This window comes from Streptomyces adustus, assembly GCF_009377175.1.
GTDB lineage: Bacteria > Actinomycetota > Actinomycetes > Streptomycetales > Streptomycetaceae > Streptomyces > Streptomyces adustus.
Map to the genome: position 1 here is coordinate 44,274 of NZ_VJZD01000012.1, position 16,036 is coordinate 60,309.

Consider the following 16,036-nt stretch of genomic DNA (forward strand, 5'->3'; position numbering starts at 1 on the left):
GTGCGGGTCAGTTGGAGGCCAGCAGCTTCAGCTCGGGATGTGCCGTGCCGCCCTCGATCGCCGTGGAGGAGATGTGCGACATGACGCGCTCGTCCACGGGGTCGTTCGCCGGGTCGTCGTGCACGACGATGTGCTCGTACGTCGTGGTCCGCTGGGCCGGGACCCGGCCCGCCTTGCGGATCAGGTCGATGATCTCCAGGCGGTTGGAGCGGTGCTTGGCGCCGGCGGAGGAGACGACGTTCTCCTCCAGCATGATCGAGCCGAGGTCGTCCGCGCCGTAGTGCAGGGAGAGTTGGCCGACCTCCTTGCCGGTGGTCAGCCAGGAGCCCTGGATGTGGGCGATGTTGTCCATGAACAGCCGCGCGATGGCGATCATCCGCAGGTACTCGAAGAGCGTGGCCTGGGTGCGGCCCTTCAGGTGGTTGTTCTCGGGCTGGTAGGTGTACGGGATGAAGGCCCGGAAGCCGCCCGTACGGTCCTGGACGTCACGGATCATCCGCAGGTGCTCGATGCGCTCGGCGTTGGTCTCGCCGGTGCCCATGAGCATCGTGGACGTGGACTCGACGCCGAGCCTGTGCGCGGTCTCCATGATCTCCAGCCAGCGCTCGCCGCTCTCCTTCAGCGGGGCGATGGCCTTGCGCGGCCGCTCCGGGAGCAGCTCGGCGCCGGCGCCGGCGAAGGAGTCGAGTCCGGCCTGGTGGATGCGGGTGATGGCCTCCTCGACCGACACCTTAGAGATCCGGGCCATGTGCTCGACCTCGCTCGCCCCCAGGCTGTGGATGACGAGCTGCGGGAACTCCTTCTTGATGGCGGAGAAGTGCTTCTCGTAGTACTCGACGCCGTAGTCCGGGTGGTGGCCGCCCTGGAACATGATCTGGGTGCCGCCCAGTTCGACGGTCTCCGCGCAGCGGCGCAGGATGTCGTCGAGGTCGCGGGTCCAGCCCTTGGCGGTGTCCTTGGGGGCCGCGTAGAAAGCGCAGAACCGGCACGCCGTGACGCACACGTTCGTGTAGTTGATGTTGCGCTCGATGATGTACGTCGCGATGTGCTCGGTACCGGCGTACCGGCGGCGGCGTACGGCGTCGGCGGCGGCGCCCAGCGCGTGCAGCGGGGCGTCGCGGTAGAGGACGAGCGCCTCTTCGGGCGTGATGCGTCCGCCCGCCGCCGCGCGGTCGAGCACGGCTGTGACATCAAAAGACGTGGGCTCGGCCTTCTCGGTCACCGGAGCATCCCCTTCGTCACGGGTTGTGGACGGACCGAACCAGCCTACGCCAGGCGTTTTCCCGCCCCGGCCGCACCCGTCCCGTACGCGGCGATGCCCGCCCTCGGGCCGAGGACATGCCCGCCCTCGGGCCGAGTACGCGCCCGCCCTCAGGCCGAGTACGCGCCGATCAGCAGCCCGGCGAACGCTCCCGCGATCAGGAACGGCCCGAAAGCGATGGACGTCTTGCGCCCGGCGCGCCGCGCGACGACGAGGACACCCCCGTACACCGCCCCGAACAGGAACCCGGCGAAGGTGCCGAGCAGCACCGTCGGCCAGCCGTACCAGCCGAGGACCGCTCCGGCGCCGAGCGCCAGCTTCACATCGCCGAAGCCCATGCCGCCCGGGTTGACGAGGAACAGCACGAAGTAGCCGCCGCCCAGGGCCAGGGCACCGTACAGCGCGGTGAGCCAGGTGCCCGCGTGCTCGGGCACGAGGGCGGCCGCGCCGAGCAGGGCGAGGGCGGCGGCGGCCAGCGGCAGGGTCAGCGCGTCGGGCAGCCGCTGCACCCGGAAGTCGACCACCGCCAGCAGCACGCCGACCGGCGCCAGCAGCAGCCAGACGGCCAGTTCGGGCCGGGTGCCGGTGGCGGCGGCGAGGGCGGCGCAGACCGCGGCGGCGGACAGGGCGAGGAGGGACGCACCGGGGCCGTACCGGGCCTCGGCGCGTGGGCAGCGCGCGCACCGCGCCGGTCCGGTCCAGCCGCGCAGCGGATGCCCGCCCGGGCACTCCCGGCGCCACGGCTCGCCCGACGGCACGGAGAAGCGATGGGCGGCCCGGGGCAGCAGCGCCCCCGTCGCCGCACCCCACAGGGCGGCGACGAGGACCAGCGCGGTGGTGCTCATCCCGCCGCGGCGACGCCGTCGCGCCAGGTCGGCAGCAGCTCGTCGAGCAGCGCCTCGGTGCGCGGCGGCAGACCCCGCGCGCCGCTGCGCCCGACGAGGTCGGCGGCGAGCGCGGTGAGCCGGTCCGTGTCCCCGGTGGCGTGCGTGGCGCGCAGCAGCTCGTGCCAGAGTCGCTCGTCGTCCGAGGCGGTCCGCACCGCCGCGTTCAGCGCCTCGATGGCCTGCTCCGCGCGGCCCTTCTCCAGGTGGAACTCGGACAGCGCGAGTCCGATGTCGGCTACGAGCAGCGGCAGTTGGGCGTCGACGATCTCGTGGGTGAGCCAGCGGTAGCGGCCCTCGGCCCGGTCGGCGAGCAGCGGTCCGCGCACCAGCACCAGCGCGTCGGTGAGCAGCCGGCCGCGCACGACCCGGCTGTCGACGCCCTTGCCCTGGGTCGCCTCGTGGTACAGGGAGCGCAGCACGTCCAGGTCGGAGACGACGGACCGGGCCAGCGTGAGCCGTCCGGACGTGTCGGCGGTGAGCCGGGGCGAGCCGTCCGGGTCCGTGCCGAGCCAGGCCCGCAGCCGCTCGACCAGCGCGTCGCGCACGTCGTCGGTGACCCCGCGCGGCCACAGCGCGGAGGACAGCACCCGCGGGTGCACGCCCTCACGGTGCAGCAGCAACAGGGCCAGCGCCTCGTGCAGCAGCGCGCTGCGCTCGTCCTCGGGGGCGTCCAGACCGATGATCTCGTACGAGCCCACGAGGCGCGCGTACACGGCCGGGCGGCCCTGCTCGCTGATGTCGACCAGGAACGGCGGGGTCGTCGTCGGTCCGTCCGGGCCGTGCTCGGGGTCCGCCTGCACGAACAGCTCGACGACGGCCCGCTGTTGGGCCACCGGCAGCATCTGGGCGGCCAGTTCCAGGCCGAGCAACGGGGCGCGCAGGGTGCCGTCGCCGCTGATCTCCATCTCCCAGGCGGCGCCGGGCAGTCGGCCGTCCTCGGTGCCGACGAGATAGCCGATGCCCAACCGGCTGGCGTCGGCGGCGAGTTCGGCCAGCTTGACGGCGTCCTCGACGGACGGCTGGGCGGCGAGGAGCACCAGGTGCGGGGCCCAACGGGTGTGCTGGGCGGGGCCGGTGCGCCCGGTGAGGACGGAGTCGTGCCCGGCCGCGCCGAGCGCGCCCCGGCGCTGCCGGGTCTCCGCCTCCATGGCCTCGACGAGCGCCTCGATGCCGTCGAGGTGACGCAGCCGGTTGGGCGCCAGCGGGGTGAGGTCCTCGCCGAACCCGACGAGCGTGATCGTCATCCGGTCCGACCAGCCGTTGGTGGCGAGTTCGGCGGCGACGGAGGCGAACACCGCGGCCCGGTCGGCCTCGCGGCCGCTGAGCGAGACGATGCCGGGCACGGCCTCCAGGTTGAGCAGCAGCCGCGAGTCGTCCATGGTGCCGAGGCTGACCAGGCCCGGGTAGGGGGCGGCGGTGTCGAGATCGTCGTACCGCGCGGCGTCGGCGCGGGTCAGCACCCAGAAGGTCTGGTCCTGACCGAGCTGCCACGGCGCGGGCGGCTTGCCCGCGGGCTGGGCGAGCTGGAGGTGCAGATCGCCGTTGCTGAGCCAGGCCGCGTACACCGTGGGCAGGGCGCGCGACTCGTCGGCGAGCGCGGCGGACAGGCCGCGCAGCGAGCGGTCGAGGAGCCGTACGCCCTCGGGGTCGGCGCCGACGAGCAGCGCGTCCTGGACGTCCAGGGCGTCGCCGGTCGGGGTCGGCGGTTCCATGCCACGGCGGCCGCCGACGGCCCCGATGGCCGACTGCCACAGCGCCTGCCGGCGCCGGCGGCCGAGCGCGCCGAGCAGACCGGCGGCGAGCAGCGGCGCGCCGAGCAGTGCCTCGGGCAGTCCGAACGCCTGGTCGCCGGAGTCGGCAGAGTCGGTGGCGGACGTCTGTCCGTGCTGCTGCGCGGCGTCGCCCGCGGGCCGCTGCGCGGGCAGGGACACCTGGGCCGCGCCGGCCCCGCCGCCCTGCGCGTGGTCCCCGGACTTCGCCTGGTCCCCGGACTTCGCGTAGTCGTGGATCTGCTGCTGGACCTCGGGCGAGACCGCGGCACCGGCGTCCGGCATCTCCACGAGGTCACCGCCCCGCGCGTCCCCCGGCATCTCCATGATCCAGCCGGGCCTGATGAGACTGGCCTCGGACAGCCGCGAACCGTCCGGCTGCACCCGGTCCTTGTTGAGCTGGTAGATCTCCTTGTACCGGCGGCCGTCGCCGAGGTGACGCTGGGCGACCTCCCACAGCGAGTCGTGGTGGCGCCCCTCGGGCGGCTGGATCCGGTAGAACTTCGTGGCGCCCGCCCTGACCGTGCCGCTGTCGGCGTCGGCCTGCGCGTGGGACGCCTGCTCGGCCAGGGCGGCCGCGGTGGACGCGGCCTGCTCCTGCTGCTGAGCGAACAGTCCGGGCGTCGCCTGCGCGGCGGCCACGGTCGCCTTCTGGTTGCCCTCGATGCCGTGCCCGAGCTGCGAGAGCCCCGGGGTGAAGCTGGCGGCCGTGGCGCCGACCAGCAGCAGCGCGGCGACGAGCTGGCGGGCGAGCAGCTGGCTGGGCCCGGACCCGGGCACCCGCCCCGGCACGCCCACACCCGACACCGCCGCCTTCACCTCGACGAGCACGCACGCGGTGAACTGCGCCCAGGCCAGCCAGACCACGACGGTCAGGATGTGCAGGAACGTCGTGACGGTCATCTCCTGCTGCAACCAGTCGAGGCTCGGCGCCTCGCTGGGCAGCGGCCACCCGACCTCCACGGCCAGCGCCCCGGGCACGCCGACGACCAGCGCGAGCAGGGCGACGAAGGCGAGGAACGCCTTCACGAAGTCCCCGAACGTACGCCGCCGCAGCCGCACGGGCTGCGGAGTGCGGTTCCGCGGGCCGGTCGGGCTTCCCGTGGAGCTTGGAGTGCTGCGTCGCGCCATGGCGGGTGTCCTGGGGTGGTGTGGAGACGGGGGTGAACTGCGTTGAATCTTATGGACTGCCGCCGACACCGGGTAAGGGCGGCGGCAGCGCCCTAGTCGGCACCGAGCGCCGCGCCGAGCGCGGTGAGGAACGCCGCACGGTCCCGGGTCGGGATCATCAGCGCCTCACCGCCCCGCGTCGCGAGCACCACACTGTCCATGCCCATCGGGACGGACCAACCGCCGCCCACCAGACGGGGGTTGCCAAGGTCGGCGGCGCGCAGGCCGGGGACCGGGGCGTCGACGGCGCCCGCGGAGGTCGCGAGGCGCTGGACCGCGGTCGGCCGCGCCTGCCCGGCGGCCTCGCGCACGGACGCGGGGTCGAGGTCCGCGAGCGCGATCCGCTCCCGGCCCACCCGCAGGGTGTCGTCGTCGATCCGGATGCGGTTGTAGACGTACTTCGACAGCGGAACCGCGTTGAAGGGCACCCAGATCAGCACCAGGAACATCGCGGACATCGCGAGCCACAGTCCGAGGTCGTCGGGCAGGCTGCCCACGGCCATCCAGGCGACGCCGACGACGTAGAGGACCGTGGTGCCGGTCAGCCACGTCTTGGGGATCTTCTCTTCGTACCGCATGGGGGGATTCCGTTCCTCTGCTTCTGCTGCTCGGCGGGGGCGGGGCCGGTCAGCCGACCTCGTTCTCCGCCACCGCCTGGCCGTGGACGACCACGTTCCCGCCGTAGAACATTCCGGTGAAGACCGGCGAGTACGTCAACTGGATGTCGACCTGCACCCGTTGGGCGTCGGCCGCGACACAGTGGCTGGCGGCGATGTCCGCGCCGGTCATGTCCATCTCGCGGGCGAAGGTCTTGACCCGCGTGTCGCAGTTCTGGAAGTTGATCGGCGCGGGGCCGTTCTGGTTCTCGTAGAGGGATCCGCGGTCTATGTCCTGGGCGGCGAACCGGGCCGCCTGTTCCGCGATGTCGGCGGCCCGTTCCCGCTTGGAGATGGACAGGCCGCCGTCGATGACGAACGCCGACAGGGACAGGAAGACCAGCGCGAAGATGATGACCGCGCCGGCTCCGGAGCCGCGGTCGTCCAGCCGCGGGCGCCGGGCGGCCCACCAGCTCCGGCCTGCGCGCACGAGTCCGCGTACAGCGTCCGCGGGAACGGGTCCAGGGGTGAGTCTCACGCCGTCCTCCGGAACGGGTCCAGGGGCGAGCTGAAGCTCGCCGTCAGCGTGGTCGGCACGTCCAGGCCCAGCATCGCCAGACCGCGCACCTCGCAGCTCACCTGGACCGTGAAGATGGTGTCCGGCTCGAAGCCCGCGCTGGTCTGGGTCACCGACACCGGGCCGGAGCACACGTCCGTCAGGTCGGCCTCGGCCGCCCTGCGCGCCTCGGCCATGGCCGTCCCGTGGTCCTTCTGGATCGACCCCGCGCGGGCCGCGTCGCGGGCCGCGCCGTCGAGCGCGCCCCGGCCGTCGACGAGCTGCCCGAAGGCCACCAGCACCAGGATGAACAGGATCATCACCGGGGCCAGGATCACGACCTCGACGGTGGACAGACCGCGGTCGTCGGCCCGCGTGTGCCGCATGATCCGCGCGACCCGCGTGGCCCATGCACGCCGGATGTCCCGCACGGCCCACGTACGGGGTCCGCCCGGCCCGGGAACCGAGGAGCCCATCTAGTTCCCCCCGTCCCGCACGAACCGCTCCACCGGCCCCGACGACTGCGCGTGCACCGTCAGGTCCAGCCCCGGGAACACCGTCGGCACCCGGGCCGTGATCTCCACGCCCACGGTGTTCTGCTCCGGCTGGAGCAGCGACACATTCGGCGCAAGCACGAGCTGCGGGCCGAGCTGTCGGATGTAGGTGTCGACCACGCCCCGCGCCTCGCCCCGCCACTCGCCGGGGTGCTCGTCGGCGGTGGCCCGGGCCTTGCGTGCCCCGGCCTGGGCGGCGGCCTGGGCCACGTGGTCGGCGAAGAAGTACAGCGCGAACTGCACCGTCGCGAAGATCATGAAGAAGAGGACGGGAGTGAGCAGCACGAACTCGATCGCCGTCATGCCGGAGTCGCCGCGGGTGGATGCCGCCTCACGCGTCATCGCCACCCTGCGGCGTATCCCTCTGCCTACGCCCACGAGCAACCCCGTCACCCCGTATCCCCGCATTGCGAACTCCGGACCCCGTACGTCCGGTCAGCAGGTGCCGCTGGCGTTCGCGCCCTTGATGCAGTTGCCGACCTTGTTGGCGCCGTCGCTGAGCGCGGCGTTGATGATCGCCGCGACCACGCCGACGATCGCCACCACGACCGCGGAGATGATGACCCACTCGACCGCGGAGGCGCCGCGGTCCAGTTCGCCGGAGCGGGCCCGCTCGACGCGGGCCTGGAGGAAGGCGACCAGGAAGTCCACGGCCGGCATCCCCGTGGTGAAGTTCCGTCCGTTCATGATGAGTTGTCCTCTCGAATGCGATTTCACTGCGGGTGTGGCCAGTTGAGGCTAGGCGCGGCAGTTCTGGAAACGGTGTCAGCTCTGTGTCACACCTGGAACACCCGCATGGCCGCGGGGAAGATCAGGAACACCAGGAACCCGGCGCACAACAGGAGTTGGGCGACAAGCATCGACTGCGACTTCTCGCCCGCGCTGCCCTCGATCTCGGCGAGTTCGCGGTGCCGCATGGTCTCGGCGCGCGAGGCGAGCGACTCGCGCACCTTCGCGCCGTCGTCGGCGACCAGGGCCAGGGAGGCGGAGAGGTCCTTGAGCTCCTCCACGCCGATCTCCTCACCCAGCTGACCGAGCGCCTGCCACTGGCTGATACCGGTGATCCGGGCGTCGGCGAGGGCGTTGCGGATACGCTGCGTCGCCCAGCCGTCGGAGACCTCCGCCGCCGCCATCAGCGCCTCGGGCAGACCCCGGCCGCCGGCCAGGCTCATCGACACCAGGTCGAGGTAGGCGCCGATCACGCGGCGCAGGTCGCGGCGCTTCTCGGTGGCGTCCCGGCGCACCTCCAGGTCCGGCAGGAAGAAGAACAGCGCCCCGCACAGCAGCGCCAGCCAGACCGGGATGACCGGGCTGGAGCTGAAGCCGAGCTGCCACACGATGGCGAACAGGAAGGGCCCGAAGAACAGTCCCGCCGCCGACAGCAGCACCTTGGTCGCCAGGAAGCTCTCCCAGCTGCGGTCCAGCACGGCGAGGTCCGCTCGCAGCGACCGCTGCTCCCAGCCCTGCTGGAGGTAGAAGTCGGAGACCCGGGCGCCGACCTGGGCGCGCAGCGAGCCGAGGCGGCCGCTCTCCTGGGTCTGGCGGGACGACTCGTACGCCGTACCGCGCGCCCGCAGCGCGTCGATCCGCGCGACCTGCGCGACGGCGCTGCGCTTGGACGGCATCAGGGCACGGATGAGGGCGTACACGCCCAGGCCCAGGACCGCGCCGACCGTGACCGGCATCGTCAGGTTCACCGGCGTACCCCTTCCTCCGGACGAAGCGGCGGGGACTGGCCCGGCGGGACCTGCCCCGGCAGCGGCTGGCCCGGCCCGCCCTGACCCGACTGCGGGGCCGGCATCCGGGGTCGTACGAACTGCACCGCGGACTCGTCGCGCACCAGGAACCGCTCGGGCGTCTCGATGGTGGACAGCTTGCGCAGCCACCAGAAGCCCAGCGCGAACAGGCCGCAGACCACGGCGAGGACCAGCTGGCCGACCGCGGTGCCGTACGGCTCCACGAAGTCGCGGTTGAAGATGGCCAGACCCAGCACGAAGGCGACCGAGACCGCCACGACGATCTGCACCGAGCGGCGGGTCGAGGCACGCTGGGCCATCACGCGCTGCCGCATGTCGACCTCCTCGCGCGCCGACTTCGCCAGTGCGCCCAGCACCTGGCGCAGACCCGGGCCGCGCAGGCGCGCGTTGAGGATCAGCGCCGCGACGATGATGTCCGCGGAGGCGTCGTCGATCTCGTCGGCGAGGATCTGGAGCGCGTCGGGCAGCGGGGTGCGCGCGCGCAGCCGGTCCACCAGGGCGTCCAGATGGGGGCGCAGCACCGGGGCGGACGCGCGGGCCGAGGCCGGGATGGCCTGCTCCAGGCCGACCGCGCCGGCGATGGTGTCCCGCAGCGACTCCGTCCAGGAGGCGAGGGCCTCCACCCGGCGCATCGCGGTCCGCTCCTCGCCTGCGCCGCCGAACAGGCGGTCCCAGAAGAAGACGAGCACGCCGGCCGCGATACCGGCCACCGCCCAGCGGGTCAGCAGCAGCACGACCAGGCCGATCACGGCCGCGAGCGAACCGCGCTGTCCGGCGAACCGGATCAGCTCGCTCGCCCGCTCACCGGCCTTCTGCTTCTCGTGCGCGGGCTTGGCGGGCAGTCCGCGGATCGCGACGATCAGCAGCGCGAGTCCGCCGCCGACCGCGACACCGGTGCCGATCGCGTACATGACGGTGGTGGAGAACAGTCCGCCCAGGGAACCGGGCGAGCCGAGCGCCGAGTACGTCGTCATCGCGCTCACCCCCAGCTTCCGTGGGGCTGGTAGCCGTAGGCGATGAGTTCCTCCAGGCAGGCTATGGGGGCGTGCGGGACGACCCGGCCGTCCGGCGCCTCGGCGAACACCTCGCTGGACAGCACGCGGCCGTCGACGCCGTTGACCTCGCGCACGGAGGTCACCACGCGCTGGAGGCGGCCGCCGCTCTGGTAGTTGTTGCGCCGCTGGATGAAGACGACGAAGTTCACCGCGCCCGCGATCAGCATCTGGCTGGCCTCGATGGGCAGCCGCTCGGACGCCTGGAGGGCGTAGGTCGAGATGCGGTTGAAGACCTCGTGCGAGCTGTTGGCGTGGATCGTGGACAGCGAACCGTCGTTGCCCTGCGACATCGCGTTGAGCATCGTCACGATCTCGTCGCCGAGCACCTCGCCGACGATGACCCGGGAGGGGTTCATACGCAGCGACCGGCGCACCAGCTCGGCCATCGCGATCGCGCCCTGGCCCTCGGAGTTGGGCAGCCGCTCCTCGAACGCCACCACGTTGGGGTGGAGTTCGGGGAACGTGTCGAGGCCGAGCTCCAGCGCGCGCTCGACGGTGATGAGCCGCTCCTGCGGCGGGATCTCGTTGGCGAGGGCGCGCAGCAGCGTCGTCTTGCCCGCGTTCGTGGCGCCCGCGATCATGATGTTCTTGCGGGCGCGCACGGCACAGGCCAGGAAGTGCCCGAGCTCCGGGGCGATGGTGCCGTTGCCGACCAGGTCGGAGATGAACACCTTGCCCATGCGGGCCCGACGGATGGAGAGTGCGGGGCGGCGGGCCACGTCCATGACGGCCGAAAGGCGCGACCCGTCCGGCAGCCGCAGGTCGAGCTGGGGGTTCGCGGAGTCGAACGGCCGCGACGACAGACCCGAGTAGGCACCCAGCACCTGGATGAGCTCGATCAGCTCCTCGTCGGTCTCGGCGACGGGATCGCCCTTGACCTCGCGCCCGTCGGCGTACCCGACGAACACCTGGTCACAGCCGTTGATGTCGATGTTCTCGACATCAACGTCGTCCAGCAGCGGCTGGAGCCGGCCGACGCCGAACAGCGCGGCGTGCACGGCGGCCGCGTACTGCTCCTCGGTCTCCGCGTCCAGCGGCGTACGGCCCGCGTTGATCTCGGTGCGGGCGTGGTCCTCCAGGATCTGGGCTATGACGGCGCGCGCGTAGTGGCGTTCGTCCTCGCCGGACATCGGCGTGACACCGGAGACCTGGTCGAGGCGGCGCTGCTCGGCGATACGGTCACCGGCGTCCTGCCGGAACCGCTTGACCAGCTGGTGGTCGACAGCGGTCATCGGCCGGCTCCCGCATGGCCGGTGATCGGACCCTGCTGCGGTACGGACCACGCGGCGCCGTACTGCTGGTACAGGTCCGCGGCGACCTTGCGGGCCGAACGGATCAGCAGCGACTTGTCCAGGCGGCCGCGCCTGCGGCCCGCCAGCTGCTCGGCACCCGCCGTGTCGTCGGCGATCGTGCCGACCACCCGGGCGCCGGTCTGGGCGTGCACGAGCATGTCGTTGACCTGGTTGACCAGCTTGCCCGCGTCGGACGGGTCGGCGACCAGGACGACCCCGATCACCGGGTTGCCCAGGCTCGCGGCACCGCGCGGGCCGCCGTGCAGTTTCGCCGACAGGGCGGCGGCCCGGTCCCGGACCCGGGCGATGGCCTCGGGCTCGGTACGGGAGATCAGCAGCACCAGCGCCGCGTGCGGGAACAGCTCCACCGCAGGGGTGTCACCGCTGATGCGGCCGCAGTCGGCGATCACGTCGGCGGGTGCGTTCGGGGAGTCGGCGAGCGCGGCGAAGGCCTGCCCGAGCGTCGGCCACAGCCCCGCCAGACCGGCGGCCTGCTCGGCGATCCCGAGCCCGGTCACGACTTCCAGACCACCGCTCAACGGCTGCACGTGGTCCCAGAGTTGATCCGGTACGAGACCACGGCGGGCGGTCGCGGCGATCGACAGCATGCCTATGTTCGGGTTGAGCTGCCCGCCGTGCGCGGCGGCGCTGCGGTACACGAGGTCGCCGCCCGCCGGGTCCGCCTCGACCAGCAGGGAACGCCGCGGCCAGACCGCCGCGAGGGCGACGGCCGCGGTGGTGACGCCGGGGGAACCCTTGTCGGCGGCCAGAGCGATGAGAGCCATGGGTCCGAAGCCGCCTTCAGCTACTGGGGACGAGGACGATGGCCACTTCGCCGTTGGACGCGGCCTGGGCCAGCGCGGCGGCCTTGTCGCTGTCGACGACCAGCGTGACCGGCAGGTTGGTGCTGCTGATCACGTCGTCGCTCTTGGACGGCTGCACATAGCTGACCCGCGCCTTGTCGACCAGCAGCGCGTTGTCGTCCGTGGCCGAACCGCTCGCGCCCGAGCCCGAGCTGGTGCGGGAGCCGACGCGGTACGCCGCCACGATGTCCCCGGACTCCAGGTTGGACGGGTACTGGCCCTCCTTGAGGGAGAGACCGACGGTCGCCTTGCCGGCTTCGAGCTTGCTTCCGTCGCCGAACATCTCCCCGACGGCCACCACGCCCTTGGGGATGGTGCTGACGGCCTTCAGCTTGCTCAGCTGGTCCAGCTGGGCCCACGGCACATAGTTGATGCTGTCATCCTCGGCGACCAGCACGGACGTCGTGTTGGACTTCGTCACCGAACCGCCCGCCGGGATCTCCGCCGTGATCTTCACGACCTCGATGCGGTTTCCGGCCTGGAGCACGAGCATGGTCGCGCCGAGCGCCCCGACCAGGATCAGCAGCACCGCCAGCGCGGCCAGCGCGGGCTTGCGCTCGCGCGGCGGCGTGGGAAGCCGGTCACCGACCGCCGGCTGAGTCGGTACCGCGGGACGACCCGCGCCCGCCCCCGTACGCTCCTGGATCTTCACGCCACCGCTCCCCGTACAACCAAGAAATTGTCTGCCAACTTCTTTGCATTCATTGCAAATCCGGACACTCTCCCCGTCATCCCGTGTGCGGGATGTACCGAACACGGCTCCCCGGTCGGGCAGTCGGACGAAGCGAGGCCGAGTGTCAGGCGCTCGCACGGTATCAGCCGCACATAAGCCCCTCAAGGCGAGCCGGAACCCTCAAAACGCGCCCGACCCGCCCTTGTCAATCTGCAACGCCCGCCCACAGCAGCCCAGTTGACCACGCATCTCCGACAACTCGACTGTGCTGTGCGGCTGCGAATCGATCAGCACTCCGTCATATTGCCGATCTCACAAGCCTGGAGCCCCTTTGTCACCGCGGGGTCATGAACCCCACACGATTCACCCACGACCCACGAACTCCCCCACGGCCCACCGGAGCCAAGACCCGACCTCCCCAATAACCGCCCCACGCCGACTCACCCCAACGAATGAACCCAGGGCATATGCCGGACTGTCCGCGGCCCACCGCCCTACCGTCCCTCACATGGTCAGCTCATCCCATGAGGCGATGCATCGCATCTTCCAGGAGGACCCGGGTGTCTTCGCCCGTACGTTCCGGGCCCTCGACCTCCCCTTCCCCGACCCGGTTGCCGTCTCTCTGATGCCCACGGACCTCACGGAGACCAGACCCACGGAACGTCGGGTGGACACCCTCCTGAAGATCGACACAGCGACAGGCGAGAGTCACCTGCTGATCGTCGAGGCACAGGGCAAGAAGGACCCCGGCAAACCCGCCGCGTGGGCGTACTACGTGGCGCACCTGTACGCGAAGTACTGCCTCCCACCGGTCCTTCTCGTGACCTGCCAGGACAGGGCGACAGCCGAATGGGCGGCAAGACCCTTCACCATCGGCCCCTCCCAGTGGTCCGCGCTCACCCTGCGGGCACTCGTCCTGGGGCCGCACAACGTGCCCGCCATCACCGATCCGTCCACTGCGGCCCGGGATATCCCGCTCGCGACCTTGAGCGCAGTCACGCATGGTAAGGACCCGAATGCTCCTGCCATACTGAAGGCCCTGGCCATCGCTCTGAAGACCGTCGACGAGGAGACCGCGAGGATCTTCGCCGAGCTCACCGAACTCGGCCTGGGAACCGCCCCCGCCGCCGAGACCTGGAGGCAACTGATGTCCGTCGATCTCTCCTTCTTCCGCTCGGAGACCTCTGAGCGCCTGCGAGCCGAAGGCCGGGCGGAAGGCCGATCCGAAGGCCGGACCGAAGGCCGGGCCGAGGACATCCTGCTCATCCTCGCCGCTCGGGGCATCGAGGTCCCCGAGCACGCCCGTGAGCGGATCACCAGGTGCGCGGACCTCGACACACTCGGGACGTGGCTCACCAACGCCCTCACCGCGACGACCGCCGAGGACCTGTTCGCCGAGGGCCCGGCCTGACAGTCACACGGACGGGCCTCCTCACCGAAGGCGAAGAGGCCACGTATTGTCCGCGTTGTCTACCGGTTGACGGCCTGGATCTCGTGCACGGTCACGTCCTGCTCGAACGTCGACAGCCCGTCGGGCAGGCCCGGCTGCCGCGCCGGCCCGTCCGGGTTGTCCGAGTCGGTCCAGGTGACCTTCCAGGTGATCGACGCCTTGAACGGATAGGTCCCGTCACCGGAAGAACGCCGATAGGTGACGTTGCACCCGGCGTCCGAGCTGTCGACCGTGTACCCACCCTTGCCCTTGACCAGGTCGTACGTGCAGGTCTGCGGGTCGGCGTCGGCGGTACCCGCGTCGACCTTGAGAGCCACGGGCGTGGCGACAGTGGTCGCAGCCATCCGGACGCCCTTGTAGTCGATGCTCGCGGTCGTCCAGACCCGGTCGAAGTCGCCCTCGAACTTCACCCGCGTACCCAGGTTCACCACGAGCCGGTCCGCACCCGGGCTGAGCACCACGGGCGGCTTCGGCAGCTTGGTCGAGTTGTAGGCCAGCTGCGAGAGGATCTCCGGCGTCAGCTTGTTGGGGTCGGGCGCCGGGTCGGCCGGCGGGACCCAGATCTCCCAGTTGTCGGTCGTGACCGGACACGCGGTGGTGTAGTCGTCGTTACGGAACTTCACCTGCCACCACAGGCCGTCGTCGCCCTTGTGGTACTTCTCCTCGTCCCGCTTCTTGGCATAGCTCGCCGCAGGCTCTTTGGCGCCGTTGTACGCGGACTTGATGAACTCCTCGTACTCGTCCGAGGTGTACATCGGCTCGTACCAGCACACCGGAGGCTTCCAGTTGGCGTTGGAGGAGGTGGCGGTGGTGCTGTCACCGCCGGAGCCGGGCTTGCTCTGCTTGATCTGGATATGAGCACCGATGGTGCCGCTGCCGGAGTCGGCACCGGAGTCCGTGTTGGTGTTGTCGGTGGTGCCGGTGCCGCCACCGACCTGTCCGTCACCCGCGTACGCCGGGAAACCCGCCCCCGCAGCCGCGACAAGGCTTGCGGCCAGGACCGCCCCGAGAACCGGACGGGCGGCCCTTGTTCCTATCCCTGCACGCATGACGCGTCCCCCTTCTTCCAACTCTGTCGCTGCACCTGCCAGTCACCGGCGGGGTCCTTCGCCGCCTGAAGCGTGTACAGGATGAAGTCCTGGTCGCTCGGGTTCGTGTGCAGCACCTTCTGCGTCTTGATCTCCTTGCTGTACCCCTTGCTCTGGTCCTCGCAGTAACGGACCGCGGCAGTCCTGCCGTTCGCGACGTCCGTGACCTTGAAGCCGTAGAACCGGTACTGCCCCGAGACGGTCAGTCCGTCCTTCTTGACGGTCGCAACTCGCTCGGTCCAGTAGGTGAGCGCGGACGCCGCGAAGTAACGATTCATGTTGGCGGTCTGGCCGGATCCCTTGCCGAAGGCCTCCAGGCGGGCCTGCGCCGAGTACGCCACATCCCGCAGCACCGCGTCCTTGACGGCATCCCCGCTCGTGTCCCGCTCGACCGTCGCCTTGACGTCCGCAGGGAAGGCGAACACCGGCGCGTTCTTCTCGGCAGCGGCGGAAGCCGAGGCCGACGGCGAGGCGGAAGCGCTCTCCTCCGAACCGGCCCCCCTGATCTTGTCGTTGGCCGAGCCGCCGCCCGAATCGCTGCTGCAACCGGTCACAGAGAAGGCGACGGCAGCAAGAAGAGCGACCCCGGTCGCCTTCTGTCGCATGGTCAGCATGGCGCTCGTCCTCAGAGATAGGTGATCGGCTTGCCCAGGGATGATCCCACGTGGGGCGAATCGAGGACCAAGTTCACGGGTGGACTGATGCCACACTGTGAAGTTCGTGAAGCTCCCTTCACACAACCACCAGCAACCTTCCCGCTGCACCGGCAAACCCTCAAACTCCGCCGCTGACGCCCTCGTTGGCATCCCACCGGGTTCGGCACACCGCCCAGCAGTGCATCGCACGCGCACCCGCCCACCGCAGATCACCGGGGACAGCACCACAAAACCCCGTCGTAACACCCCGGCGATGTCGCCACGGCGCGCTCGGATCACAGGCAGCCGCTCATCGTCGGGCAACGGCCGCGAGCCGCGTCAACATCGCGCGCTTCGGATCAGCCTCGCCGGCAACCCCAGGACCGTCGAGCCCCGCTTGGTACGCACTGCTTCACACCTCACCGCGCAC

16 protein-coding genes are annotated in these 16,036 nt (G+C 71.0%); 1 reads left to right on the plus strand and 15 read right to left on the minus strand.

From position 1 onward, the window contains the following. Positions 1-7 precede the first annotated feature (7 nt). The 13 genes from mqnC to FNH09_RS05130 form a co-directional block, all read right to left on the minus strand. Positions 8-1,222 (minus strand): cyclic dehypoxanthinyl futalosine synthase, encoded by a 1,215-nt coding sequence (mqnC, locus tag FNH09_RS05070; protein WP_162468136.1) that lies wholly within the window; start codon positions 1,220-1,222, stop codon positions 8-10. A gap of 149 nt (positions 1,223-1,371) precedes the next feature. Next, positions 1,372-2,106, minus strand: coding sequence for a prepilin peptidase (locus FNH09_RS05075; protein WP_152885516.1), 735 nt, complete (start codon positions 2,104-2,106; stop codon positions 1,372-1,374). Beyond that, entirely contained in the window at positions 2,103-5,048 is a 2,946-nt protein-coding gene (locus tag FNH09_RS05080; RefSeq protein WP_152885517.1) for an AfsR/SARP family transcriptional regulator, read from the minus strand. The genes FNH09_RS05075 and FNH09_RS05080 overlap by 4 nt, the downstream gene beginning before the upstream one ends. A 92-nt stretch (positions 5,049-5,140) precedes the next feature. Next, positions 5,141-5,665 (minus strand): hypothetical protein, encoded by a 525-nt coding sequence (locus tag FNH09_RS05085; protein ID WP_152885518.1) that lies wholly within the window; start codon positions 5,663-5,665, stop codon positions 5,141-5,143. Positions 5,666-5,714: 49 nt separating this feature from the next. After that, positions 5,715-6,173, minus strand: coding sequence for a pilus assembly protein TadG-related protein (locus FNH09_RS05090; RefSeq protein ID WP_162468142.1), 459 nt, complete (start codon positions 6,171-6,173; stop codon positions 5,715-5,717). Between the two features lie 44 nt (positions 6,174-6,217). Then, on the minus strand, positions 6,218-6,625 hold the full coding sequence (locus tag FNH09_RS05095; protein WP_152885519.1) for a TadE/TadG family type IV pilus assembly protein: 408 nt from the start codon (positions 6,623-6,625) through the stop codon (positions 6,218-6,220). 90 nt (positions 6,626-6,715) lie between these two features. After that, positions 6,716-7,135, minus strand: a complete 420-nt coding sequence (locus FNH09_RS05100) for a TadE family protein (protein WP_238426465.1) — start codon at positions 7,133-7,135, stop codon at positions 6,716-6,718. A gap of 93 nt (positions 7,136-7,228) precedes the next feature. After that, a complete protein-coding gene (locus FNH09_RS05105; RefSeq protein WP_152885521.1) occupies positions 7,229-7,480 on the minus strand; it encodes a hypothetical protein in 252 nt (83 codons plus the stop codon). An 89-nt stretch (positions 7,481-7,569) separates the two neighbouring features. Continuing rightward, a complete protein-coding gene (locus FNH09_RS05110) occupies positions 7,570-8,490 on the minus strand; it encodes a type II secretion system F family protein (protein ID WP_162468137.1) in 921 nt (306 codons plus the stop codon). Beyond that, complete coding sequence (locus FNH09_RS05115) at positions 8,487-9,524, minus strand: type II secretion system F family protein (protein ID WP_152885522.1); 1,038 nt, start codon at positions 9,522-9,524, stop codon at positions 8,487-8,489. Before FNH09_RS05115 ends, FNH09_RS05110 begins: the two co-directional genes overlap by 4 nt. A 5-nt stretch (positions 9,525-9,529) precedes the next feature. Beyond that, positions 9,530-10,837, minus strand: coding sequence for a TadA family conjugal transfer-associated ATPase (locus FNH09_RS05120; RefSeq protein WP_152885523.1), 1,308 nt, complete (start codon positions 10,835-10,837; stop codon positions 9,530-9,532). Then, positions 10,834-11,682: a hypothetical protein gene (locus FNH09_RS05125; RefSeq protein ID WP_152885524.1), complete on the minus strand. Its 849-nt coding sequence runs from the start codon at positions 11,680-11,682 to the stop codon at positions 10,834-10,836. Before FNH09_RS05125 ends, FNH09_RS05120 begins: the two co-directional genes overlap by 4 nt. 16 nt (positions 11,683-11,698) lie before the next feature. After that, complete coding sequence (locus tag FNH09_RS05130; protein ID WP_162468138.1) at positions 11,699-12,412, minus strand: hypothetical protein; 714 nt, start codon at positions 12,410-12,412, stop codon at positions 11,699-11,701. Between the two features lie 529 nt (positions 12,413-12,941). Between FNH09_RS05130 and FNH09_RS05135 the strand changes: the two genes are divergently transcribed. Beyond that, positions 12,942-13,844, plus strand: a complete 903-nt coding sequence (locus tag FNH09_RS05135; RefSeq protein ID WP_152885525.1) for an RpnC/YadD family protein — start codon at positions 12,942-12,944, stop codon at positions 13,842-13,844. Between the two features lie 59 nt (positions 13,845-13,903). Here the strand turns inward: FNH09_RS05135 and FNH09_RS05140 are convergent, their stop codons facing one another. Together FNH09_RS05140 and FNH09_RS05145 are read right to left on the minus strand one after the other, a co-directional pair. Continuing rightward, the gene (locus FNH09_RS05140) at positions 13,904-14,932 is read right to left on the minus strand and encodes a hypothetical protein (protein ID WP_152885526.1); all 1,029 of its coding nucleotides are present in this window, start codon (positions 14,930-14,932) and stop codon (positions 13,904-13,906) included. Then, positions 14,917-15,585, minus strand: coding sequence for a hypothetical protein (locus FNH09_RS05145; RefSeq protein WP_152885527.1), 669 nt, complete (start codon positions 15,583-15,585; stop codon positions 14,917-14,919). Before FNH09_RS05145 ends, FNH09_RS05140 begins: the two co-directional genes overlap by 16 nt. Positions 15,586-16,036: the final 451 nt, after the last annotated feature.